The organism is Streptomyces hyderabadensis (assembly GCF_020404845.1).
Taxonomy (GTDB): domain Bacteria; phylum Actinomycetota; class Actinomycetes; order Streptomycetales; family Streptomycetaceae; genus Streptomyces; species Streptomyces hyderabadensis.
Genome location: NZ_JAIOJZ010000071.1, coordinates 1 through 22,350, shown reverse-complemented (window position 1 = coordinate 22,350; position 22,350 = coordinate 1). Strand labels below are relative to the sequence as shown.

Below are 22,350 nucleotides of genomic sequence, written 5' to 3'. Positions count from 1 at the left end.
GCTCAAGGCGCGCAACGCGGAGCCCATGGCCTGCCCGGATGGTGGAATGCAGACACGGCGAGCTTAAACCTCGCTGCCCCTTCGAGGGCGTGCCGGTTCAAGTCCGGCTCCGGGCACAAACACCGTCACGCCGTCTGGCGCGAGCCGCCGACGGCCCCTCTCATTCCCCGAACCGTTGACATCGGCGTGCGTCTGGTCGGAAACTCGTCCCAACCTGGTGAAGGAATTTTCACCAGGCGAACGCAAGGGAATGGGCAACGACGCCGATCGAAGGGAACGACCGATGCGCACCACCGTCGGCATCATCGGGGCAGGCCCCGCCGGGCTCCTGCTCGCCCGGCTGCTGCACAACGCCGGGATCGACTCGGTCGTCCTGGAGAGCCGCGACCGCGCCTACGTCGAGCGCAGGCAGCGCGCCGGGATCCTGGAGCAGGGCACGGTGGACGTGCTGCGCGAGGCCGGGGCCGGGGAGCGGATGGACCGCGAGGGGCTGCGCCACGACGGCATCGAGCTGCGGTTCGACCGGCGCCGCCACCGCGTCGACTTCCCCGCGCTCACCGGCGGCAGGTCGGTCATGGTCTACGCGCAGACCGAGGTTTGCAAGGACCTCATCGCCCTCCAGCTCAAGGAGGGCGGCCCGCTGCTGTTCGAGACCGAGGCGCTGGCCGTGGAGGGCGCGGAGACGGACCGGCCGCGCGTCCGCTTCCGCCGCGGCGGCGCGGAGGGCGCCGAGGACGTGCTGGAGTGCGACTACGTCGTCGGCTGCGACGGCTTCTGGGGCGTGTCCCGGGCGGCCGTCCCGGACGGGCGGACCTTCGAGCGGACGTACCCCTTCGGCTGGCTCGGCATCCTCGCCGACGTCGCCCCCTCGCACGACGAGCTGGTCTACGCCCGCCACGACCGCGGCTTCGCCCTGCTGTCCATGCGCTCCCCGTCGGTCTCCCGCCTCTACCTCCAGGTCCCCGCCGACACGGACGCCGACAGTTGGAGCGACGAGCGGATCTGGGACGAGCTGGAGCGCCGCTTCGAGACCGACGACGACTGGACGCTGCGCCGGGGCCCCATCACCCAGAAGTCGGTCACCCCGATGCGCTCCTACGTCCACGAGCCCATGCGGCACGGCCGCCTCTTCCTGGCCGGCGACGCCGCGCACATCGTGCCGCCCACCGGCGCCAAGGGCCTCAACCTCGCCGTCGGGGACGTCGTCACCTTCGCCCGTGCGCTGACCCATCGCACGGCGACCGGCTCCGAGGACCTGCTCGACGCCTACTCCGCGACCTGCCTGCGCCGCGTCTGGCAGGCCGAGCGGTTCTCGTACGACATGACGACGCTGCTGCACACCGCCCCGGACGCCACCCCCTTCGAGGACCGGCTCCAGCTGGCCCGGCTCGACCGGATCGCCTCCTCCCGCGCCGCCGAGACCGACCTCGCCGAGGCCTACACCGGGTTCCCGATCGGGTGAGCGGCGCCCGCGCGCGAGGCGGCCCCGGCCGTGAGGGGAATCACTGATCGGCGTAGCGTGTTGAGTCGCAAGGCGAGGGAAAGATCCTCCCCAAGCAGTAGGGTCATTCCTTTGCCGTTCTATTACTCTTGAGCCAAGGCTGCGCCGTGTGGCCATGGAGGAGTGAAATGAGGAGCAGAAACCCGGTCTTCTCGCGACGGGGGTTCAGCCGCGACAACGGCTACGCGGGCTTCAACGCCGCGCCGCAGGCCGGGGGACCCGCCGTCGCCACGCAGGGCAACCCGTACGCGCAGGGCACCCAGGGCAATCCGTACGCCCAGCCCGCCGGCAACCCGTACGCGCAGAACCCGTACGCCCAGCAGGACCTTCAGTACGGCACGCCGCCGCAGGCGCCCGCCACCACCGGCCGGATGACGATGGACGACGTCGTCATCCGTACGGCGAGCACGCTCGGCGTGCTCGTGGTGACGGCCGCGCTCGCGTGGGCGCTGCTGCCCGTGGACGACGCCAACATCAACCGCTCGTACGGCATCGGTATCGGCGCCGCGCTGATCGGCATGGTCCTGGCGCTCGTCCAGTCCTTCAAGCGCAAGCCCACCCCGGCGCTGATCCTGCTCTACGCGGCGTTCGAGGGTGTCTTCCTCGGCGTCGTCTCCAGCGTCGTCGACAACCGCATCGCGGACGGCGCGGCCATGCAGGCCGTGATCGGCACGATGGCGGTCTTCGCCGGTGTGCTGATCGCCTACAAGGCGGGCTGGATCCGCGTCAACCGGCGCTTCTACGGCTTCGTGATGGCCGCCGCGCTCGGCTTCGTCATCCTGATGATGGTGAACCTGCTGTTCGCCGTCTTCGGCGGCGGTGACGGCCTCGGCTTCCGCAGCGGTGCGCTCGGTGTCGTCTTCGGCATCGTCGGCATCATCCTCGGCGCCTGCTTCCTCGCCCTCGACTTCAAGCAGGTCGAGGACGGGCTCGCCTACGGCGCCCCGCGCGAGGAGGCCTGGTTCGCCGCCTTCGGCCTCACGCTGACGCTGGTCTGGATCTACCTGGAGTTCCTGCGCCTGATCGCGATCTTGAACAGCAACGACTAGCAGCACCCAGCAGAGGAAGGGCCCCGGGCTTCGTGCCCGGGGCCCTTCGTCGTCGTGGGGTCCGCACGCCCGTTCACAGCAGCTTGCGGGCGGCCCTTCTCAGGTCGTACTCGTGGACGATCGCCTTCGCGTGGCCGTACGCGAGGTTGTGTTCGTGCCGGAGCCAGCTGACCTTCTCCTCGAAGCGGAAGAGGGCGGGGCCGTCCTCGACGGCGCGCAGCCAGTCGGAGATCTCACGGCCGGTGCACTGGGGGATGCGGGCGAGCAGGTTGCGATGGGTCTCCTCGGAGAAGACTTGGGACATCGGCGCCTCCGGGCGAAAGGGGATGTAAGCCGGTCCTTCAGGTCACCGTGCCTGAGCGTTCGCCCGTTGGCAACAGTCCCGGACGGCCGCGTACGCTCGCGCCGTGGTTGATACGACGCCTTTGACCCGTGCCGTGGACGACTTCGCCGACCGGCTGCGGGCCGCCCCGCAGAGCAGGCTGCAACGCGGCGCCGCCGCCGAGGCGCTGGAGCTGGCCAGGGAGTTGGCCCGGCGGGCCCAGCTGGTGGAGGAGCCCGGGGCCGAGCCCCGGCAGATGCCGGACGCGGGGATGTTCGCCGCCGCCGACCAGATCGCCGTCGCCGCACACGACTTGGCCCTCGTCCTGGAGGACGAGGACCAGGTGGAGGAAGCGGCGGCGCTGGTGGAGGAGGCCCGCAAACGGGCCGGGGTCTGACGCGGGCCTTCAGGGACTACAGGGACGCGATGACGCGGTCCGCCAGGATGTAGACGTTCTCCTCGCCGCAGGCGAAGGTCAGCGTGTAGGCGCCGGAGATGCCGGACCCGCCGAGGAGGTACGGCGTCTGGCCCGCGCCCAGCGCGGCGGCCAGGCGCTCCGCGGTCTCGCGGTGGCCCGGGGTCATGCACAGCGTGGTGCCGTCGGCGAAGACGTACACGTCGAGGGTGCCCAGCGGACCCGGCCGGACGTCCGCCAGCGCGACGCTCGACCCGGCCAGCTCCTCCAGGGTCGCCACGGTGCGGTCGTGGTCGTTCACGGCCGGGGACGGGTTCGGCACGAAGTCCGGGTGGGAGGGGTGCCGGCGGCGGGCCGCGGCCAGCTCGGCGGACTCCCTGGGACCGGTGTGGCCCGCGTCCTGCGCGGACGGCTCGTCGGTGTCCGCGACCGGCTCGGTCACGGGCTCCAGGCCCACCAGGTCCGCCTGGCGGGGCAGGAACAGCTCACTGTCGGACAGACCGAGCAGCAGGGGCGCGTCGGAGGCGTCCCGGGTCTCCTGGGCGGCCCAGAAGGCCCGCGCCTCGGCGAGTTCCCGCTCGCGCTCCTCGGCCAGCGCCTCCGCGACGGCGGCGCGTATCTCCTCGGCATCGGCGGTGGTGCGGGCCGCGGGCACCCGGCCACGCGGGGCGGCGGCCCGGCTCTCGGCCAGCTCGGTGCGCAAGGCGGTCACCTGCCGGCGCAGCACCAGGATGCTGCGCAGGACGGCGACGCCCACGGCGCCGGTGGCGGCCGTGGTGAGCAGCAGGGCGATCGGCATGGCGCTCACTGACGTACTCCCGGTTCAAAGTCGACCCCCGACTTCCTACATCAGCTTGAAGGGAGGACTAACCGCCTGTCAGTGCGTAACGTCACGAAACGGACAGGACTTTGGGCCCGGAAGTGAGGGGTGGGGCTGGTCTGACCTGCGTAAATCCAGGGGGCGGGAGAGGTAGGTCACATCCTGGGGGAGTTTGGGTCACAAAACGGCCCAGAACCCTGGGGTGAACAGGGTCCCGGGCCGTTCGGTCACGCTGGGTCCGCCGGGCGCTACTGACGGTCCCTCAGTGCCCTCGCCGGCGGCCCCCGGCGGGGGTCAGCTCAGGCGCTCGACGACCATGGCCATGCCCTGGCCGCCGCCGACGCACATGGTCTCCAGGCCGAACTGCTTGTCGTGCCACTGGAGGGAGTTGATCAGCGTGCCGGTGATGCGCGCGCCGGTCATGCCGAAGGGGTGGCCGACGGCGATGGCGCCGCCGTTGACGTTCAGCTTCTCCAGCGGGATGCCGAGGTCGCGGTAGGAGGGGATGACCTGCGCGGCGAACGCCTCGTTGATCTCGACCAGGTCGATGTCGCCGATGCTCAGCCCGGCGCGGGACAGCGCCTGCTTGCTGGCCTCGACCGGGCCGAGGCCCATGATCTCGGGGGAGAGGCCGGAGACGCCGGTGGAGACGATGCGGGCGAGCGGGGTCAGGCCCAGCTCGCGGGCCTTGGTGTCGCTCATGATGACGAGGGCCGCGGCGCCGTCGTTGAGCGGGCAGCAGTTGCCCGCGGTGACCAGTCCGTCGGGGCGGAAGACGGGCTTGAGGCCCGCCACGCCCTCCATGGTCACGCCGGCGCGCGGGCCGTCGTCCTTGGCGACGACCGTGCCGTCGGGCAGCGTGACCGGGGTGATCTCGCGCTCCCAGAAGCCCTTCTTGATGGCTTCCTCGGCGAGGTTCTGGGACCGGACGCCGAACTCGTCCATGTCCTGCCGGGTGACGCCCTTGGCGCGGGCGAGGTTCTCCGCGGTCTGGCCCATCGCGATGTACGGGTCGGGGACCAGGCCGTCCTCTCGCGGGTCGTGCCAGGTGGTGCCCTCCTGCTGGGCGACCTCGGCGGTGCGGGCCTCGGCCTCGGCGAACAGCGGGTTGTGCGTGTCCGGCAGGCTGTCGGAGTTGCCCTTGGTGAACCGGGAGACCATCTCGACGCCGGCCGAGATGAACACGTCGCCCTCGCCGGCCTTGATGGCGTGCAGTGCCATGCGGGAGGTCTGCAGGGACGAGGAGCAGTACCGGGTGACCGTGCAGCCGGGCAGGTGGTCCATGCCCATCTCGACGGCGACGATCCGGCCGAGGTTGTTGCCCTGCTCGCCGCCGGGCAGACCGCAGCCGAGCATCAGGTCGTCGATGTCCTTCGGGTCCAGCTCGGGGACCTTGGCGAGGGCCGCCTGGATGATCGTGGCGGCCAGGTCGTCGGGGCGCAGGTCCTTCAGGGAGCCCTTGAAGGCCCGGCCGATGGGGGAACGGGCGGCAGAGACGATCACGGCTTCGGGCATCACGGCTCCAGTGACGAGAGGGCGGGCGACTGCTGGGGAAGTTACCCGGCCGTATGGCCCGGGTCACGCCTGCGGCGGTGTGACATGGGCCGCAACTTTCTAAGCGCTTGCTTTTGCCTCCGGCGGTTGGGGGGGTGCTTCCGTGCCCGGGTGCCGTGGCGGGCGTCCCTGGGGGCTGCGCCCCCAGACCCCCGTCGGCCTGGACGGCCTCGTCCTCAAACGCCGGACGGGCTGGAGGCTCCGTGTCCGTCGGCGGGGGCTGCGCCTCCAGGCTCCCGTCGGCCTGGACGGCCTCGTCCTCGGACGCCGGACGGGCTGGGAGGTTCCGCCTCCGTCGGCGGGGGCTGTGGCCCCAGGTCCCGTCGGCTTGGAGGGCCTTGTCCTCAGATGCCGGGCGGGCTGGAGGGTTCCGTGTCCGTCGGCGGGGCTGTGGCCTCCAGGCTTCCGTCGGCTTGGAGGGCCTTGTCCTCAGATGCCGGGCGGGCTGGAAGGTTCCGTGTCCGTCGGCGGGGGCTGTGGCCTCCAGGCTTCCGTCGGCCTGGACGGCCTCGTCCTCAAACGCCGGACGGGCTGGAGGGTTCCGCTTCCGATACCCTGCGCCTCCGTCGGCGCTTCAGCAGTGCCCAAGGTCCCCGCGGGCCCGTCGGCATCGCGGCGGCGACCTCCGTGCCCGCCTCCGACGCCGCTTCCGCGGCCGCCTGCGCCACCGGCAGGAAGCCCTCGCGGCGCAGCGCGTCCGGGTGCTCCTCCTCGGCCGGCCACAACCCCAGCGCGGCGCACACCGACGGCAGTACCGCCATCGCGGCCGTGGCGTACCCCTCGGCGGACGGGTGGTAGTTGTCGGGGCCGAACAGCTCCCGCGGGTTCTGCGCGAACTCCGGGCCCAGCAGATCGCCCAGCGACACCGTCCGCCCGCCCTGCTCGACGACGCCGATGGTCTGCGCCGCCGCGAGCTGCCGCGAGGCCCGCCGGGCCAGCCAGCGCAGCGGTTGCCGCACCCGTTCGATCGTGCCCAGGTCCGGGCAGGTGCCGACCACCACCTCCGCGCCGGCCGTGCGCAGCCGCCGCACCGCCCCCGACAGGTGCCGCACCGAGCGGGTCGCCGGCATCCGGTGGGTGACGTCATTGGCGCCGACCATGATCACGCAGACGTCCGGCACCCGGTCCGGATCCGCGAGCACCAGCGCCACCTGCCGGTCCAGGTCGTCCGAGCACGCCCCCGGCTGCGCCACCGACCCCAGCCGCACCGGCCGCTCCGCCACCGCGGCGAGCCCCGACGCCAGCAGCGCGCCCGGCGTCTGCCCGGCCCGGTGGACGCCCTGTCCGGCGGCCGTGGAGTCGCCCAGCATCATCAGCCGCAGCGGGGGGTCACCGGCGGTGGGCAGGGTGCCGCCGTACAGACCCTGGGCGTTCGGCACCCGGGTCGGCGTGCCCACCCCCACCCTGCGTCTGGCCAGCTGCACCTCCGCCACCACCAGACCGACCGCCGCCGCCCCCGCCAGCCCGATGCCGCCGCCGCCGTACGCCGCGCCGGCCGCGATCCGCCGGGCCACCCTCGCCCTCGACATGCTCGTCATGCGTTGCCGCCACCTCCTCCAACCCGTACACCCACTCCTTGCCCCGTACGGACGGTCGCCCAATCTCAACGCAGGGTGAACGACCGCGACGGGGCATCCGCGGGTCCGCAGGCCATAGGCTGGCCGAACCGATATCGACCCCTCATTCGCGGCATCCGGAGACCACGGTGCAATACCACGACTCGATGATCAGCCTCGTCGGCAACACCCCGCTGGTGCGGCTCAACAGCGTCACCAAGGGGATCAGGGCCACCGTCCTGGCCAAGGTGGAGTACTTCAACCCGGGCGGCTCGGTGAAGGACCGCATCGCCCTGCGCATGATCGAGGCCGCGGAGAAGAGCGGGGAGCTGCAGCCCGGCGGCACCATCGTCGAGCCGACCAGCGGAAACACCGGCGTCGGACTCGCCATCGTGGCCCAGCAGAAGGGCTACAAGTGCATCTTCGTCTGCCCCGACAAGGTGTCCACCGACAAGATCAACGTACTGCGCGCGTACGGTGCCGAGGTCGTCGTCTGCCCGACCGCGGTCGACCCCGAGCACCCCGACTCGTACTACAACGTCTCCGACCGGCTGGTCCGCGAGACGCCGGGCGCCTGGAAGCCGGACCAGTACTCCAACCCGAACAACCCGCTCTCGCACTACCACTCCACGGGCCCCGAGCTGTGGGAGCAGACCGGGGGGAGGATCACCCACTTCGTGGCCGGCGTCGGCACCGGCGGCACCATCTCCGGCACCGGCCGGTACCTGAAGGAGGCCAGTGACGGCGCGGTCAAGGTGATCGGCGCCGACCCCGAGGGCTCCGTGTACTCCGGCGGCTCCGGGCGCCCGTACCTGGTCGAGGGCGTCGGCGAGGACTTCTGGCCGACGGCGTACGACCGCGAGGTCGCGGACGAGATCGTCGCCGTCTCCGACAAGGACTCCTTCCAGATGACCCGCCGCCTCGCCAAGGAGGAGGGCCTGCTGGTGGGCGGCTCCTGCGGCATGGCGGTCGTCGCCGCCCTGGAGGTGGCGGCGCGGCTCGGCGAGGACGACGTGGTGGTCGTCCTGCTGCCGGACAGCGGGCGCGGCTACCTCAGCAAGATCTTCAACGACGAGTGGATGGCCGACTACGGCTTCCTGGAGGACGCCGGTCCCAGCGCCCGCGTCGCCGAGGTCCTGAACCACAAGGAGGGCGGCCACATCCCCTCCCTGGTGCACATGCACCCGGACGAGACCGTCGGCCAGGCCATCGACGTACTGCGCGAGTACGGCGTCTCGCAGATGCCGATCGTCAAGCCCGGCGCCGGTCACCCGGACGTGATGGCCGCCGAGGTCGTCGGCTCGGTCGTGGAGCGCGAGCTGCTGGACGCGCTGTTCGCCAAGCGCGCCTCGCTGGAGGACCCGCTGGAGAAGCACATGTCCGCCCCGCTGCCCCAGGTCGGCTCCGGCGAACCCGTCGGGGACCTGATGTCGGTGCTCGGCGGCGCGGACGCGGCGATCGTCCTGGTCGAGGGCAAGCCGACCGGCGTGGTGAGCCGGCAGGACCTGCTGTCCTTCCTCGCCCAGGGCAAGCAGGGCAAGTAGGGCCGCTCGGCCGGTCGGTGATCTTCGTGGACTTCGCAGAAGTGGTACGCGCGCGACATGTGCGCGCAGCAGTCGCTTAACACGGGACCGGCAGAGTACTGGGTGTCGGCAGGGATCGGGAGCGGCTCCCCGGTTCCGCCGGCGCCGAACGGCGTCACGGACCTTCCGGAGCGGCTCCCGGACCTCCAAGGACGCCACGGACGCGCTGCCCGGCCCCGAGGCCCGGCACCGCGCGTCCCCCGCGGGGACCGCCGTCGTCCCGCCCCCCAGCGATGGGGGTGCGGCGGTCCCCGCGCAGTCTTCTTCCCCTCGGCCCCGGGCTTTCTCAGTCCTCCCAGGCGTCGTCCCGCGCGGCGCGGCGGCGGCGCCCGAACAGGTCGGGGTTGGTGCGGGCGACCTGGACCACGTTGACCCCGACGATGCCGGCCCAGGCGACCAGCATCCCGGGCAGGTGCGCGACGCCACCGCCGATCGCGGACAGCGGGATCGCGAGCACCAGCGAGACGATGCCGAAGCCGAAGCGCTCGCCGAAGGAGTCCGTGGGCCTGGGCGAGCGGCCGTCCCGGGCGGCCGTCATCTGCTGCTCGGCGAGCTGCCGGCGCACCCGGCGCTCCACCGCCCCGTCGATGCGCTGGTCGACCTTCTCCAGGAACGAGTCGACCAGCGCGGACTCGTACTCCTCGCCCAGCTCCCTGCGGGTCTGCAGGGTGGCGTCGAGTTCCTTCTTCAGGTCGGCGTCGCGTGCGTCCATTCCCGTCATACGGCCCACGGTAGGGATCCGGGGCGCCGTCGGCACTGGGGACAACCCCCGGTTCCGGGCGGGGGCCGTCCGGTACGGGTCGGCCGGTGCCGCCGCCTCGCTGTATAACGGTATGCAGAAGCCGGGGCGCGTGAATAGGTCGAGGGGGCCACGTCATGAACGGGACTGACGGCACCAGCGAGGCGGGCGGGACGAGCGGGACGGACAGTCCGGCCGCGCGGCTGCAGGCCCTGTTCGAGGGGCACCGGCTGACCCCGACCCAGCGGCGCATCGCGCACAGCATGGTGCGCCGCGCGTCCGACGTGCCCTTCCTGTCCAGCGTGGAGCTGGCCGAGCTGGCGGGGGTCAGCCAGCCGTCGGTGACCCGCTTCGCCGTCGCCCTCGGCTTCGACGGCTACCCGGCGCTGCGGCGCCACCTGCGCGAGGTCGCCCCGGCGGAACCGGTCGCGGACACCGGTGCGGGCAACGAGTACCAGCAGGCGGTGGCGGCCGAGATCGAGAACCTGCGGCACCTCGCGGAGGTGCTGGCCGACCCGGGGCCGGTCCGGGAGGCGGGCCGCCTGCTCGCCGGGAGCCGGCCGCTGCCGGTGCTCGGGCTGCGGGCCGCCGCGGCCCAGGCGCACGGCTTCGCCTACTTCGCCGCCAAGGTCCACCCGGACGTCCGGTTCCTCGGCGAGGGCGGCACGATGCTCCACGACCGCATCGACGCCGCCGTCCGGGCGGGCGCGGACACCCTGCTCTGCTTCGCCCTGCCCCGGCACCCGCGCGAGGTCGTCGAGGCGCTGGCCCACGCCAAGGAGGCGGGGCTCACCGTGGTGACCGTGGCCGACTCCGCCTTCGCGCCGGTCGCCAAGGTGTCCGACCTGCTGCTGCCCGCCGCCGTCGGCACCGGCCTCGCCTTCGACACCGCCTGCGCGCCGATGCTGCTCGGCCGGGTGCTGCTGGAGGCGATGTGCGACGACCTGCCGGACGCACAGGCCCGGCTGGAGGAGTTCGACGCCAAGGCCGTGGCGCGCGGGCTCTTCGTGGACTGACCCCGCGCCGAGTGACCCGGACGGCGGACGGGTTCTCAGACTCGTCTCAGCTTGCCCCGTTACAGTGCGGCGCCTGACACACCCTTCAGACGCATCGCACCGGACTCGTTGCACGGGCCGGAACGGAACAGGAGGCGGGACGTGGCGCGCGGAGGACAGGTGGGGCTGGCCCGGGTCGCCGTCGTCGTACGGGCGGGCGCCGCACCACTGTGGTGGCTGGGCGTTTTCGCGGCGGGCATCGGCGTGCTGGTGCCGGGGATCACCGGACGCCGGATCGGGGTGCTGGCCGGTGCCGCGCTCTTCATCGTCGCCGCGGCCGTCGTGGCGTGGGTACGCCGGCGGCGCTACACCGCCCTGGCCGGTTCGGCCGCCCGCGCGGGCAAGCACGACGTGCTCCAGGACCGCGGGGTCACCGTGCGCAACTGGCGCCGGGGCCACCGCTGGTGGCTGCTCCTCGCCTTCCTCGCCGCCCTCGGCAGCGCCTTCGCCGTGCCTGCCGCGGGCGGGCTGCTGCTGGCCGGCTGCGGCGCCGGGCTGTGGCTCAAGTCCGCCTGGATCGGCCGCCGTGAACAGTCCGGGGACGCCCTGCTGTGGGTCCGCGTGGACTGGCTCGCCGGCAACGCGGGCCGCCCCGCGGGCAAGGCGGTCAAGGCCTACCGCAGCACGGGCATCGCGGCGGGCGACGCCGCGCCCGGCGGGGCGAGGCGCAAGGCACCCGCGACGGTCTGAGCGCGGAACCACCACCACAGCGAGTGCGGGGCCCCCGAGCGGGGCCCCGCACTCGTATGCGCGCCGCCGGGGCGCGGCCCTGTTGACTAGCTCTATTCAGAAGGCGAGGATATGAATATCCGTAGCAACAATCCGCCGGGAGCACGCCACCAGGAGGCAGACCATGTCCGGACCCCGCCCTGTCCGAGCGCCACGCGGTACCGAGCCGAGCGCCCTGGGCTGGCAGCAGGAGGCCGCCCTGCGGATGCTGCAGAACAACCTCGACCCGGAGGTCGCCGAGCACCCCGACAAGCTCGTCGTCTACGGCGGCACCGGCAAGGCGGCCCGTGACTGGCGCTCCTTCGACGCCATGGTCCGCACCCTGAAGACCCTCAAGCAGGACGAGACGATGCTCGTCCAGTCCGGCCGCCCGGTCGGCGTCATGCAGACCCACGAATGGGCCCCGCGCGTCCTCATCGCCAACTCCAACCTCGTCGGCGACTGGGCCAACTGGGAGGAGTTCCGCCGCCTGGAGGCCCTCGGCCTGACCATGTACGGGCAGATGACGGCCGGCTCCTGGATCTACATCGGCACCCAGGGGATCCTCCAGGGCACCTACGAGACGTTCGCCGCCGTCGCCGCGAAGAAGTTCGGCGGCACCCTGGCCGGGACCATCACCCTCACCGCGGGCCTCGGCGGCATGGGCGGCGCCCAGCCGCTCGCCGTCACCATGAACGACGGCGTCGCGATCTGCGTCGACTGCGACCCCCGCGCCATCGACCGCCGCATCGAGCACCGCTACCTCGACGTCAAGGCCGACTCCCTCGACCACGCCCTGCAGCTCGCCACCGAGGCCCGGGACCGGCGCAAGCCGCTGTCCATCGGCGTCCTCGGCAACGCCGCCGAGCTGGTCCCGCAGCTGCTCGCCATGGGCGCCCCGATCGACATCGTCACCGACCAGACCTCGGCCCACGACCCGCTGGCCTACCTGCCCACCGGCATCGCCTTCGAGGACATGGCCGACGCCGCCGCCAAGGACCCGGCCGGCTTCACCACCCGGGCCCGCGAGTCCATGGCCCGGCACGTCGAGGCCATGGTCGGCTTCCAGGACGCCGGCGCCGAGGTCTTCGACTACGGCAACTCCATCCGCGGCGAGGCCCAGCTCGCCGGATACGACCGGGCCTTCGCCTTCCCGGGATTCGTACCGGCGTACATCCGCCCGCTGTTCTGCGAGGGCAAGGGCCCCTTCCGCTGGGCCGCCCTGTCCGGCGACCCCGCCGACATCGCCAAGACCGACAAGGCGATCCTCGACCTCTTCCCGGAGAACGAGTCGCTGGCCCGCTGGATCAGGATGGCGGGGGAGCGGGTGCACTTCCAGGGCCTGCCCGCCCGCATCTGCTGGCTCGGCTACGGCGAGCGCGACAAGGCCGGGGAGCGGTTCAACGACATGGTCGCGAGCGGCGAACTGGCCGCCCCGATCGTCATCGGCCGCGACCACCTCGACTGCGGCTCCGTCGCCTCCCCCTACCGCGAGACCGAGGCGATGCTCGACGGCTCCGACGCCATCGCCGACTGGCCGCTGCTCAACGCCATGGTCAACGTGGCCTCCGGCGCCTCCTGGGTCTCCCTGCACCACGGCGGCGGCGTCGGCATGGGCCGCTCGATCCACGCCGGGCAGGTCACCGTCGCCGACGGCACCCCGCTCGCCGGGGAGAAGATCCGCCGCGTCCTCACCAACGACCCCGGCATGGGCGTCATCCGGCACGTCGACGCCGGGTACGACATCGCCGAGTCGGTCGCCGGGGAGCGGGGCGTACGGGTGCCGATGCGCGAGGGCGACGCGGCGCACAAGGGTGGCGGCGCGTGAGCTTCCACAGCATGTGGGCGGAGCTGCTGCCGGTCGGCCGCAGCTCCGCCTCCGGCGGCTACCGCCGCTACGCCTGGACCGGCGCCGACACCGACTGCCGCGCCTGGTTCCGGGAGCAGGCCGAGGCACGCGGACTCGCCCACGAGACCGACCGCAACGGCAACCAGTGGGCCTGGCTCGGCGACCCGGCCGCCGGGAACGCCGTCGTCACCGGGTCCCACCTGGACTCCGTGCCCGACGGCGGCGCCTTCGACGGCCCCCTCGGCGTCGTCTCCGCCTTCGCCGCCCTGGATGAACTGCGCGGGCGAGGAGCGCGGGTCACCAGGCCGCTGGGCATCGTCAACTTCGGCGACGAGGAGGGCGCCCGCTTCGGCCTCGCCTGCGTCGGCTCCCGGCTCACCGCCGGCGCGCTCACCGCCGAGCAGGCGCACCGCCTCACCGACGGCGACGGCATCACGCTCCCGCAGGCCATGGAGACCGCCGGCTACGACCCCGACACCCTCGGCCCCGACCCCGAGCGGCTCGCCCGCATCGGCGCCTTCGTCGAACTCCACGTCGAACAGGGCCGCGCCCTCGACCTGTCCGGCGACCGGATCGGCATCGCCTCCGCCATCTGGCCGCACGGACGCTGGCGGTTCGACTTCCGCGGCGAGGCCAACCACGCCGGCACCACCCGGCTCGCCGACCGGCACGACCCGATGCTGCCGTACGCCGAGACCGTCCTCGCCGCCCGCCGCGAGGCCGAACTCGCCGGCGCCGTCGCCACCTTCGGCAAGATCGGCGTCGAACCCAACGGCGTCAACGCCATCCCCTCCCTGGTGCGCGGCTGGCTCGACTCCCGCGCCGCCGACCAGGCGAGCCTGGACACCGTGGTCACCGGCATCGAGAAGGCCGCCCGCGAGTACGCCGCCGCCCGCGGCGTGGACCTCGACGTCGTGCGCGAGTCCTTCACCCCCGTCGTCGAGTTCGACCACGCCCTGCGCGACGAACTCGCCCGCATCCTGGGCACCCGTACGGAACTGAAGGTCCCCGTCCTCGGCACCGGCGCCGGACACGACGCCGGGATCCTCTCCGACCGCATCCCGACCGCCATGCTGTTCGTACGCAACCCCACGGGCGTCTCGCACTCCCCGGCCGAGTACGCCGCCGAGGACGACTGCGTGGCCGGGGTGAACGCACTCGCCGACGTACTGGAAGGGCTGGCCTGCACGTGACCTCCTCCGAACGGTCCCGCACGTACTGGCTGGAGCACGCCTGGCTCGGCACCCACGTCGAGCCGGACGTCGCCGTGGACGTGAGCGACGGCCGTGTCGCCGCCGTCCGCACCGGCGTCCCCGCCCCGCCGCCCGGCGCCGAGATCCTGCGCGGGCTGACCCTGCCCGGCCTGGCCAACGCGCACAGCCACGCCTTCCACCGGGCCCTGCGCGGCACCGTCCAGGTGGGGACCGGCACCTTCTGGACCTGGCGCGAGGTGATGTACTCCTTCGCCGACCGGCTGACCCCGGACACCTACCGCGCCCTCGCCCGCGCCGTGTACGCCGAGATGGCGCTGGCCGGCATCACCGCCGTCGGTGAGTTCCACTACCTGCACCACGCGCCCGGAGGCACCCCCTACGCCGAGCCCAACGCGATGGGCGAGGCACTGATCGAGGCCGCCGCCGAAGCCGGTGTCCGCATCACCCTCCTCGACACCTGCTACCTGTCCTCCGGCTTCGGCGCGCCCCCGAACACCCATCAGCTGCGCTTCTCCGACGGCACGGCGCAGGCCTGGGCCGAACGCTGTTCAGTTCTCAAGGAACGGGATCACGCACGGATCGGGGCCGCGATCCACTCCGTACGGGCCGTGCCCGCGGACCAGCTGGAGACCGTGGCGCGGTGGGCCGAGGCGCGGCGGGCCCCGCTGCACGTGCACCTGTCCGAGCAGACCGCCGAGAACGACGCCTGCCGCCAGGCCCACGGCTGCACGCCCACCCGGCTCCTCGCCGACCACGGTGTGCTGGGCGACCGCACCACCGGCGTCCACAACACCCACCTCACCGACGAGGACATCGCCCTGCTCGGCGGCAGCCGCACCGGCACCTGCATGTGCCCCACCACGGAACGCGACCTGGCCGACGGCATCGGCCCCGCGGCCGCGCTCCAGCGGGCGGGCTCACCCCTCTGCCTCGGCTCGGACAGCCACGCCGTCGTCGACCTGCTGGAGGAGGCGCGCGCCATGGAGCTGAACGAGCGGCTGCGCACCCGCGCCCGCGGCCACTGGACCGCGGCCGCCCTGCTGCGCGCCGCCTCCGCCGACGGCCACGCCGCCCTCGGCTGGGACGACGCCGGCCGCATCGAGGCCGGGGCCCGCGCCGACCTGGTGACCCTCGCGCTGGACTCGGTCAGGACCGCGGGGCCGGAACCCAGGCTCGGCGCCGAGACGGCCGTATTCGCCGCGACGGCAGCGGACGTACGGCACACGATCGTGGGCGGGCGGCATGTCGTACGCGACGGGGCGCACGCCCTCGTACCGGAGGTGCCGCAGGCTCTCGCGCGGGCCGTCGCAGCCCTGCGCGGCTGACCGGCCGCACCCGCTCCGCACCCCGCCCCCACGAGGACACCAGGGACCCCATGAGCAGCAGCACCGTCATCACCAACATCGCCGCACTCGTCACCAACGACCCCTCCCTCGGCGACCACTCCCCGCTCGGTCTGGTCCGGGACGCGGCCGTCGTCATCGAGGGCGACCGGGTCGCGTGGACCGGTGAATCAAGCAAAGCACCCGCCACTGACAATCGGGTCGACGCCGGCGGCCGGGCGGTCCTCCCCGGCTTCGTGGACTCCCACTCCCACCTCCTCTTCGCGGGCGACCGCACCGAGGAGTTCAACGCCCGCATGTCCGGCCGCCCCTACAGCGCGGGCGGCATCCGCACCACCGTCGCCGCCACCCGCGCCGCGAGCGACGCGGAACTGGAGGCGTCCCTCACCCGTTACCTCGCCGAGGCCCTGCGCCAGGGCACCACGACCTTCGAGACCAAGTCCGGCTACGGACTGACCACCGCCGACGAGTCCCGCGCCCTGCGCGTCGCCGCCCGCCACACCGACGAGGTCACCTTCCTCGGCGCCCACATCGTCGCCCCCGAACTCGCCGACGACCCCGCCGCCTACGTCGACCTGGTCACCGGCGAGATGCTCGACGCCTGCGCCCCGCACGCCCGCTGGATCGACGTGTTCTGCGAGCAGGGCGCCTTCGACGGCGACCAGGCCCGCGCGATCCTCACCGCGGGCAAGGCCAAGGGCCTGCACCCGCGCATCCACGCCAATCAGCTCTCCCACGGCCCCGGCGTCCAGCTCGCCGTCGAACTCGACGCCGCCAGCGCCGACCACTGCACCCACCTCACCGACGCCGACGTGGACGCCCTCGCGCACAGCCGTACGGTCGCGACCCTGCTGCCCGGCGCCGAGTTCTCGACCCGCGCCCGGTGGCCGGACGCCCGGCGCCTGATCGACGCGGGCGCGACGGTCGCCCTGTCCACCGACTGCAACCCCGGCTCGTCCTTCACGTCCTCCGTGCCCTTCTGCATCGCGCTCGCGGTACGGGACATGGGGATGACGCCCGACGAGGCGGTCTGGTCGGCCACCGCGGGCGGTGCCGCGGCCCTGCGCCGCGACGACGTCGGCCGCCTCTCCCCGGGCGCGTACGCCGACCTGACGCTGCTCGACGCCCCGAGCCATGTCCACCTGGCCTACCGGCCGGGCGTCCCCCTGGTCGCGGGGGTGTGGCGGCGGGGCGTACGTAAGGTGTGAGCACACGAGCGTCGGTGGGAACGGGGGGACGGGACGGATGGCAAGGCACCTGCGGGGGTGGTGGGCGCCGTTCGTGGTGAACCTGCTGCTCGGCGTTCCGGCGGTGGTGCCGATCTGGCTCGGCTGGTACCTGCTGGCCAACGGGCCGCTGGCCGAGTTCGGCGGGCCCATGCGCAACCCGACGGAGAACGACGGCCTGATGCCCATGCTGGTGGTCATCGTGCCGGTGGTCGCGCTGTTCGGCCTGATCTGGTGGCTGGCCAACGAAGCCCTGCGGCGCCGGACCGCCCTGGCCCCGCGCTCGTTCTGGCTGCTGTGCGTCCTGGTGCCCTTCCTGCCGACGGCGGCGCTGATCGCCAACTCCCCGTGAAGGGCCGCGGCAGCCCGAAGGGGGGCGGCCCGGCTTCGGACCGCCCCCCTTGAGGGCAAGCGTCACACGGCGGTGGTGGAGGACTACTCCTCGACCGTGAGCCCCTTGCGCAGCCGTACCAGGGTCCGCGACAGCAGGCGCGAGACGTGCATCTGGGAGATGCCCAGCTCCTCGCCGATCTCCGACTGGGTCATGCCGGCCACGAAACGCAGGGAGAGGATCTTCCGGTCCCGGGCGGGCAGTTCGGCGATCAGCGGCTTGAGCGACTCGACGTACTCGATGCCTTCGAGCCCGTGGTCCTCGTAGCCGATGCGGTCGGCGAGCGCGCCCTCCGCGTCGTCCTCCTCGGGCTGGGCGTCCAGGGAAGAGGCCGTGTAGGCGTTGGACGCCGCCATGCCCTCGACGACCTCGTCCTTGGACAGACCGAGGTGCTCGGCCAGCTCGGACACGGTGGGGGCGCGGTCGAGGCGCTGGGCCAGTTCGTCGCCGGCCTTCGCCAGGTCGAGCCGCAGCTCCTGGAGGCGGCGCGGGACGCGCACGGACCACGAGGTGTCGCGGAAGAAGCGCTTGATCTCGCCGATGATGGTCGGCATCGCGAACGTGGGGAACTCCACACCGCGGGACAGCTCGAAGCGGTCGATCGCCTTGATCAGGCCGATCGTGCCGACCTGGATGATGTCCTCCATCGGCTCGCTGCGCGAGCGGAAGCGGGAGGCGGCGAACTTGACCAGCGCGAGGTTCAGCTCGACGAGCGTGTTGCGTACGTACGCGTACTCATGGGTGCCTTCCTCCAGCGACTCCAGCCGCTCGAAGAGGGTCCTGGACAGGGCCCTGGCGTCCGCCGGAGCGACCTCGTCGTACGCGGGGATGTCCGGAAGCCCGGCGAGTGCGTCGTCGTGGTCGACGACGGCGTCGTGGTGCTCGATGGGATCCAGATGTTCCGGAGGGAGTGTCGACGTCGCTTGGTGGGTACGCGATCCGTCGAGCCGGGGTGACATGATGTCCTCCATCGTTCTCGGCATACGGCTGCCGAAGCCAAATACGTGCACTGCGGTGTGCGGCGCCTCCAAAGCCGGCCGTGTCGGTTTACGTGTCCTACTAGCCCTACCGGGTTTACCGAGCTGACCGCAAGTGTGTTCTGTGCGGGTATGTCCGTTTGTGTGCGGTTGTTCGGGTGTCGGAGTGCGTAGGGAAGGCGTAGTGTTCGAGGGCGTCAGCAAGCAGTCACGACCTCGGGAGAGAGAAACGGCATGGACCGCGGGACGGTCGGCAGTGCCCAGTCGGGCCGGCTTCTGGTCGAGGTACGGGAAGAGGGCCCCAGTGCCGTCGTGACCCCGGCGGGTGAGCTGGATCACCACACCGCCGATCTGTTGCGCGAGCCGCTGGAGGACTGTCTCGCCAAGGGATTCAACCGGCTCGTCGTGGACTGCTCACGGCTGGAGTTCTGCGACTCCACGGGGCTCAACGTCCTGCTCGGAGCGCGGTTGAAGGCGGAAGCCGCGGGGGGCGGAGTGCATTTGGTGGCCATGCAGCCGGTGGTGGCGCGCGTGTTCGAGATCACGGGGGCCGAAGCGGTCTTCACCCTTCATGACACGCTTGCGGCCGCCCTGGCCGACGCGTCCGACTGAGCCGTCCTTGTCCGGCCGGCGCAGGGATGCGGGTGCTTCCCGGGGCGGGTGTTCTCGCTCCGCGGCGGGTTTCGTGCGCACTACAGGGGTGTTCGTACGGTCCGGTCGGGCAGGAGAGACCCTGAGCCGGCTGTGTACGACTTTGCTGTGTACGACTTTGGTGTCTACGACTTTGAAACGTGAACTGGTGAATCGGTGAGGTGAAGCGCTGATGAGCACCACCCGGCCCTACTCGCCGGGCGACCGCGGTCCGGAGCCCGGCGGCGCTTCCGGGGTGCCGCCGTCCGCGCCCGCGGCCGTGCCCGGGGAGGGCGGCGGGCGGCAGGCCCGCAGGCTCCGCTTCGAGGACGCGAGCGGGGTCGTTCCGCTGGCCCGTGACTTCACCCGCGAGGCGCTGTACGCCTGGGGCTGGCTGCCGTCCGCCACCGCGGACCAGCGTGCCGCCGCCGAGGACGTGCTGCTCGTGGTCTCCGAGCTGGTCACCAACGCGTGTCTCCATGCGGAGGGCCCGGACGAGCTGTCGATCACCTGTGAGAAGAAGGTGATCCGGCTGGAGGTCTCCGACCGCGGTACGGGGCAGCCGGCGCCGCGGACCCCGCACCGCGCGGGGCGTCCCGGGGGGCACGGGATGTTCATCGTGCAGCGGCTGTGCCTGGACTGGGGCGTCGTGCGGACGCCGGGGGTCGCGGGCAAGCGGGTGTGGGCGGAGCTGGGCGCCCCGGCGTAGGCCTGCGGCGCTTGCGCCGGGTGTTCGCGTGGGATGTTTGCCCACCCACCCACCCGTCTCGGTCGGCCAAGCGCCCCCGCCATGGGGCTCCGCCCCAGCCCCCGCCGGGGGCTTCGCCCCCTGCACCCCCTTCGGGCCCTGCCCGGCACCCTGGCGGGGCTCCGCCCCAGCCCCGGCGGGGGCTTCGCCCCTGCACCCCGGCGGGGCTTCGCCCCCTGAACCCTCTTGGGCTGCGTCCGGCAGCCTGGCGGGGGGTTTCGTCCCTGCACCCCTTCCGGGCCCTGCCCGGCACCCTGGTGGGGCTCGGCCCCAGCCCCCGGGGGTTTCGCCCCTGCACCCCGGCGGGGCTTCGCCCCCGCGCCCTCTCGGGCTGTGCACGGCATCCCGGCGGGGGTTTCGCCCCTGCGCCTCCTCGGGCCGTGCCCGGCACCCAGGTGGGTTTCGCTACCTGTACCCATTCCCGGGGCCTCACCGAGGCCCGGAGGCGCTTTGCCTCCTACGCCTCCTTCCGGCTGCGCCCTCCTGGGCCCGGCGGGGGCTCCGCCCCTGCGGGACCTCGGGCTGCGTTCGGCGTCCCGGTGGGAGTTCCGGCCTTTGTACCCCTTCGCGGGGCTTTCCCGAGACCCCCGCAGGGGCTTCGGGCCCTGCCGTGTTTCTTCTGGCGTCCGGCAGGAGGCGGGCCCACCGCAGCGTTTCCGCCGGCCGCGCGCTGGGTCCCCGAGGGGGCTTCCTCCGTCCCCCGTAGCTTCCCCCGGCGCATCCGGTCGCTGTTGGCCGGAAAGGCGGGAGGGCCGCCTCGTCCCGGTCGGGTGAGGCGGCCCTCCGTGCGGGGCAGGCGTCCGGCGGGGTCAGCGCACGTCGCCCATGAGGTCCCGGACGCGCTTGCGGTACATCCAGATCGCGACGCCCGCGATCACCGCGAGGGTCGCCTCCGCGGCGACGATGCCCGTCTTGTTGAGGTCGACGCCGGCGATGGAGAGCAGGCCGGTCGTGGCGTCACCGGCGGTGACGGCCAGGAACCAGACGCCCATCATCTGCGAGGCGTACTTCACCGGCGCCATCTTCGTCGTCACCGACAGGCCGACCGGGGAGAGCATCAGCTCACCGCAGGTCTGGACGAAGTAGATCGCCACCAGCCACATCGCGGCCGCCTTGTGGCCGCCCTCCGCGATGCCCAGCGGGGCCAGGAAGAGGAAGAAGGACGCGCCGACCAGGACCAGGCCGCCGCAGAACTTGACGACCGTGCTGGGCTCCTTGCCGCGGCGGTTGAGCGCCAGCCACACCGTGGCGAAGACCGGGGCCAGGGCCATGATGATGACCGGGTTGACCGACTGGTACCAGGAGACCGGGAAGGTCCAGCCGAAGACGCTGTTGTCGGCCGAGGAGTCGGCGAAGAGCGACAGGGTCGAGCCGCCCTGGTCGTAGATCATCCAGAACACGGCGGCGGCGACGAAGAACCAGATGTACGCCGACATCTTGGACTGCTCGGCGCGGTCCAGGGACTTGTCGCGCTTGATGTTGGTCAGCACCAGCACCGGGATGATCACGCCGAGCAGGGTCAGCGGGACCAGCACCCAGTTCAGGGTGTAGTGGCCGGAGAAGCCGACGATCGCGTAGAAGACGACGGCCAGCGCGGCCCAGAACGCGGCCTTGCGCAGCGTCGAGGTCTTCTCCTCGACGGACAGCGGCTTGGGGACCACGCTGGAGTGCGGGGCCAGGTGGCGGCTGCCGATCAGGAACTGGAGCACGCCCAGGCCCATGCCGAGCGCGGCGAGCGCGAAGCCCAGGTGCCAGTTGACGTTCTCACCGATGGTGCCGATGGTCAGCGGCGCGGCGAAGGCACCGAGGTTGATGCCCATGTAGAAGACGGTGAAGCCACCGTCACGGCGCGGGTCCTCGGGGCCGTCGTAGAGCTGGCCGACCATCGTGGAGATGTTGGCCTTCAGCAGACCCGAGCCGATGGCGACCAGACCGAGGCCCGCGTAGAAGGTGCCGGAGGACGGCAGCGCCAGCGTGAGGTGGCCGAGCATGATTACGCCACCGGCGATGGCGACGGTCTTGCGGGGACCCCAGACGCGGTCGCCGAACCAGCCGCCCGGCATCGTGAGCAGGTACACCAGCGAGAGGTACACCGAGTAGATCGCGGTCGCGGTGCCGGCGCCGAGGCCGAGGCCACCCGGGGCGACGAGGTACAGCGGGAGCAGAGCCCTCATGCCGTAGTAGGAGAACCTCTCCCACATCTCGGTCATGAAGAGTGTGGCCAGTCCGCGGGGGTGGCCGAAGAAGGTCTTCTCGGAGCCGGGGGTGCCCGGGGTGACCGAGGCCTTCGTCAGGCTGGACGCCATGGTCGATCCTTGCTGGTCGGGACGCGCTCATGAGGCGATGCGCGCCCGGTGGGGGGCGGCCGGCACCGGCGGCCTTCCCCGCCCGTCCCACGCCTGAGGGATTCCGCTCCGGATTGCGAAGCGGTGGGCGGCGGCCACCGGGATCCACGCCTCCGCGCGCGTCGGTGCGCGCGACGAGGCCCGGCCACAGGTCATTCCTTTCAAGGCCGGCCGTGGGGGCCGGCCCGCACACAAAAGAGACCTTCAGCGTCAAACTGTCGCCAAAGGTCCCCTGGGTGCTACAGGCGCTGATTCACCATACGGCAGGACACCGCCCGGTATGGAAGGACTTGAGACACGGATCACAGGTGATGCTGGAACCGCG

20 protein-coding genes and 1 tRNA gene are annotated in these 22,350 nt (G+C 72.4%); 14 read left to right on the top strand and 7 right to left on the bottom strand.

Annotated elements, in window-relative coordinates:
- The first annotated feature begins 32 nt into the window (after nt 1–32).
- From K7854_RS33615 to K7854_RS33605, 3 genes are all read left to right on the top strand, one after another.
- Nucleotides 33–116 (top strand) — tRNA-Leu (locus K7854_RS33615).
- A gap of 167 nt (nt 117–283) precedes the next feature.
- Nucleotides 284–1,462, top strand: a complete 1,179-nt coding sequence (locus tag K7854_RS33610; protein ID WP_226030342.1) for a 4-hydroxybenzoate 3-monooxygenase — start codon at nt 284–286, stop codon at nt 1,460–1,462.
- 167 nt (nt 1,463–1,629) lie between these two features.
- A complete protein-coding gene (locus tag K7854_RS33605; RefSeq protein ID WP_226030341.1) occupies nt 1,630–2,550 on the top strand; it encodes a Bax inhibitor-1/YccA family protein in 921 nt (306 codons plus the stop codon).
- A gap of 73 nt (nt 2,551–2,623) precedes the next feature.
- On the opposite strand, the gene K7854_RS33600 is transcribed toward K7854_RS33605, so the two are convergent.
- Complete coding sequence (locus K7854_RS33600; RefSeq protein WP_030189937.1) at nt 2,624–2,854, bottom strand: DUF4287 domain-containing protein; 231 nt, start codon at nt 2,852–2,854, stop codon at nt 2,624–2,626.
- Between the two features lie 103 nt (nt 2,855–2,957).
- On the opposite strand from K7854_RS33600, the gene K7854_RS33595 reads away from it, so the two are divergent.
- Nucleotides 2,958–3,269 (top strand): hypothetical protein, encoded by a 312-nt coding sequence (locus K7854_RS33595; protein WP_226030340.1) that lies wholly within the window; start codon nt 2,958–2,960, stop codon nt 3,267–3,269.
- Nucleotides 3,270–3,285: 16 nt separating this feature from the next.
- On the opposite strand, the gene K7854_RS33590 is transcribed toward K7854_RS33595, so the two are convergent.
- The 3 genes from K7854_RS33590 to K7854_RS33580 form a co-directional block, all read right to left on the bottom strand.
- Nucleotides 3,286–4,095 (bottom strand): hypothetical protein, encoded by an 810-nt coding sequence (locus tag K7854_RS33590; protein WP_226030339.1) that lies wholly within the window; start codon nt 4,093–4,095, stop codon nt 3,286–3,288.
- Between the two features lie 306 nt (nt 4,096–4,401).
- The gene (locus K7854_RS33585; RefSeq protein WP_226030338.1) at nt 4,402–5,622 is read right to left on the bottom strand and encodes an acetyl-CoA C-acetyltransferase; all 1,221 of its coding nucleotides are present in this window, start codon (nt 5,620–5,622) and stop codon (nt 4,402–4,404) included.
- A 554-nt stretch (nt 5,623–6,176) separates the two neighbouring features.
- A complete protein-coding gene (locus tag K7854_RS33580; RefSeq protein WP_226030337.1) occupies nt 6,177–7,199 on the bottom strand; it encodes an SGNH/GDSL hydrolase family protein in 1,023 nt (340 codons plus the stop codon).
- A gap of 167 nt (nt 7,200–7,366) precedes the next feature.
- Between K7854_RS33580 and K7854_RS33575 the strand changes: the two genes are divergently transcribed.
- Complete coding sequence (locus K7854_RS33575) at nt 7,367–8,761, top strand: cystathionine beta-synthase (protein ID WP_226030336.1); 1,395 nt, start codon at nt 7,367–7,369, stop codon at nt 8,759–8,761.
- Nucleotides 8,762–9,086: 325 nt separating this feature from the next.
- Here the strand turns inward: K7854_RS33575 and K7854_RS33570 are convergent, their stop codons facing one another.
- Entirely contained in the window at nt 9,087–9,512 is a 426-nt protein-coding gene (locus K7854_RS33570; protein ID WP_226030347.1) for a hypothetical protein, read from the bottom strand.
- Between the two features lie 164 nt (nt 9,513–9,676).
- Here K7854_RS33570 and K7854_RS33565 point away from each other — a divergent pair, with 164 nt between their 5' ends.
- From K7854_RS33565 to K7854_RS33535, 7 genes are all read left to right on the top strand, one after another.
- Nucleotides 9,677–10,555, top strand: coding sequence for a MurR/RpiR family transcriptional regulator (locus K7854_RS33565; RefSeq protein ID WP_226030335.1), 879 nt, complete (start codon nt 9,677–9,679; stop codon nt 10,553–10,555).
- A 141-nt stretch (nt 10,556–10,696) separates the two neighbouring features.
- On the top strand, nt 10,697–11,284 hold the full coding sequence (locus tag K7854_RS33560) for a hypothetical protein (RefSeq protein ID WP_226030334.1): 588 nt from the start codon (nt 10,697–10,699) through the stop codon (nt 11,282–11,284).
- Nucleotides 11,285–11,447: 163 nt separating this feature from the next.
- On the top strand, nt 11,448–13,130 hold the full coding sequence (gene hutU / locus K7854_RS33555; protein WP_226030333.1) for a urocanate hydratase: 1,683 nt from the start codon (nt 11,448–11,450) through the stop codon (nt 13,128–13,130).
- Nucleotides 13,127–14,344, top strand: coding sequence for an allantoate amidohydrolase (locus K7854_RS33550; RefSeq protein WP_226030332.1), 1,218 nt, complete (start codon nt 13,127–13,129; stop codon nt 14,342–14,344). The genes hutU and K7854_RS33550 overlap by 4 nt, the downstream gene beginning before the upstream one ends.
- Entirely contained in the window at nt 14,341–15,690 is a 1,350-nt protein-coding gene (locus K7854_RS33545; RefSeq protein ID WP_226030331.1) for a formimidoylglutamate deiminase, read from the top strand. The genes K7854_RS33550 and K7854_RS33545 overlap by 4 nt, the downstream gene beginning before the upstream one ends.
- A 50-nt stretch (nt 15,691–15,740) precedes the next feature.
- Complete coding sequence (gene hutI / locus K7854_RS33540) at nt 15,741–16,916, top strand: imidazolonepropionase (protein WP_226030330.1); 1,176 nt, start codon at nt 15,741–15,743, stop codon at nt 16,914–16,916.
- A gap of 37 nt (nt 16,917–16,953) precedes the next feature.
- Nucleotides 16,954–17,286 (top strand): hypothetical protein, encoded by a 333-nt coding sequence (locus K7854_RS33535; RefSeq protein WP_226030329.1) that lies wholly within the window; start codon nt 16,954–16,956, stop codon nt 17,284–17,286.
- 83 nt (nt 17,287–17,369) lie between these two features.
- Here the strand turns inward: K7854_RS33535 and K7854_RS33530 are convergent, their stop codons facing one another.
- The gene (locus tag K7854_RS33530; RefSeq protein ID WP_226030328.1) at nt 17,370–18,296 is read right to left on the bottom strand and encodes an RNA polymerase sigma factor SigF; all 927 of its coding nucleotides are present in this window, start codon (nt 18,294–18,296) and stop codon (nt 17,370–17,372) included.
- Between the two features lie 240 nt (nt 18,297–18,536).
- Between K7854_RS33530 and K7854_RS33525 the strand changes: the two genes are divergently transcribed.
- Together K7854_RS33525 and K7854_RS33520 are read left to right on the top strand one after the other, a co-directional pair.
- Nucleotides 18,537–18,914, top strand: a complete 378-nt coding sequence (locus tag K7854_RS33525; RefSeq protein WP_059302090.1) for an STAS domain-containing protein — start codon at nt 18,537–18,539, stop codon at nt 18,912–18,914.
- Between the two features lie 211 nt (nt 18,915–19,125).
- Nucleotides 19,126–19,641 carry an ATP-binding protein gene (locus K7854_RS33520; protein WP_226030327.1) on the top strand — a complete coding sequence of 172 codons (516 nt, stop codon included), beginning with the start codon at nt 19,126–19,128 and terminating at the stop codon, nt 19,639–19,641.
- 848 nt (nt 19,642–20,489) lie between these two features.
- Here the strand turns inward: K7854_RS33520 and K7854_RS33515 are convergent.
- Nucleotides 20,490–21,986 carry an MFS transporter gene (locus K7854_RS33515; RefSeq protein WP_226030326.1) on the bottom strand — a complete coding sequence of 499 codons (1,497 nt, stop codon included), beginning with the start codon at nt 21,984–21,986 and terminating at the stop codon, nt 20,490–20,492.
- Nucleotides 21,987–22,350 lie beyond the last annotated feature (364 nt).

Bases quoted from the DNA above. Each gene is read 5' to 3' on its own strand.
- K7854_RS33610 (WP_226030342.1), top strand. From the start codon at position 284: ATGCGCACCACCGTCGGCATCATCGGGGCAGGCCCCGCCGGGCTCCTG.
- K7854_RS33605 (WP_226030341.1), top strand. From the start codon at position 1,630: ATGAGGAGCAGAAACCCGGTCTTCTCGCGACGGGGGTTCAGCCGCGAC.
- K7854_RS33600 (WP_030189937.1), bottom strand. From the start codon at position 2,854: ATGTCCCAAGTCTTCTCCGAGGAGACCCATCGCAACCTGCTCGCCCGC.
- K7854_RS33585 (WP_226030338.1), bottom strand. From the start codon at position 5,622: ATGCCCGAAGCCGTGATCGTCTCTGCCGCCCGTTCCCCCATCGGCCGG.
- K7854_RS33580 (WP_226030337.1), bottom strand. From the start codon at position 7,199: ATGACGAGCATGTCGAGGGCGAGGGTGGCCCGGCGGATCGCGGCCGGC.
- K7854_RS33570 (WP_226030347.1), bottom strand. From the start codon at position 9,512: ATGGACGCACGCGACGCCGACCTGAAGAAGGAACTCGACGCCACCCTG.
- K7854_RS33565 (WP_226030335.1), top strand. From the start codon at position 9,677: ATGAACGGGACTGACGGCACCAGCGAGGCGGGCGGGACGAGCGGGACG.
- hutU (WP_226030333.1), top strand. From the start codon at position 11,448: ATGTCCGGACCCCGCCCTGTCCGAGCGCCACGCGGTACCGAGCCGAGC.
- hutI (WP_226030330.1), top strand. From the start codon at position 15,741: ATGAGCAGCAGCACCGTCATCACCAACATCGCCGCACTCGTCACCAAC.
- K7854_RS33535 (WP_226030329.1), top strand. From the start codon at position 16,954: ATGGCAAGGCACCTGCGGGGGTGGTGGGCGCCGTTCGTGGTGAACCTG.
- K7854_RS33530 (WP_226030328.1), bottom strand. From the start codon at position 18,296: ATGGAGGACATCATGTCACCCCGGCTCGACGGATCGCGTACCCACCAA.
- K7854_RS33525 (WP_059302090.1), top strand. From the start codon at position 18,537: ATGGACCGCGGGACGGTCGGCAGTGCCCAGTCGGGCCGGCTTCTGGTC.
- K7854_RS33520 (WP_226030327.1), top strand. From the start codon at position 19,126: ATGAGCACCACCCGGCCCTACTCGCCGGGCGACCGCGGTCCGGAGCCC.
- K7854_RS33515 (WP_226030326.1), bottom strand. From the start codon at position 21,986: ATGGCGTCCAGCCTGACGAAGGCCTCGGTCACCCCGGGCACCCCCGGC.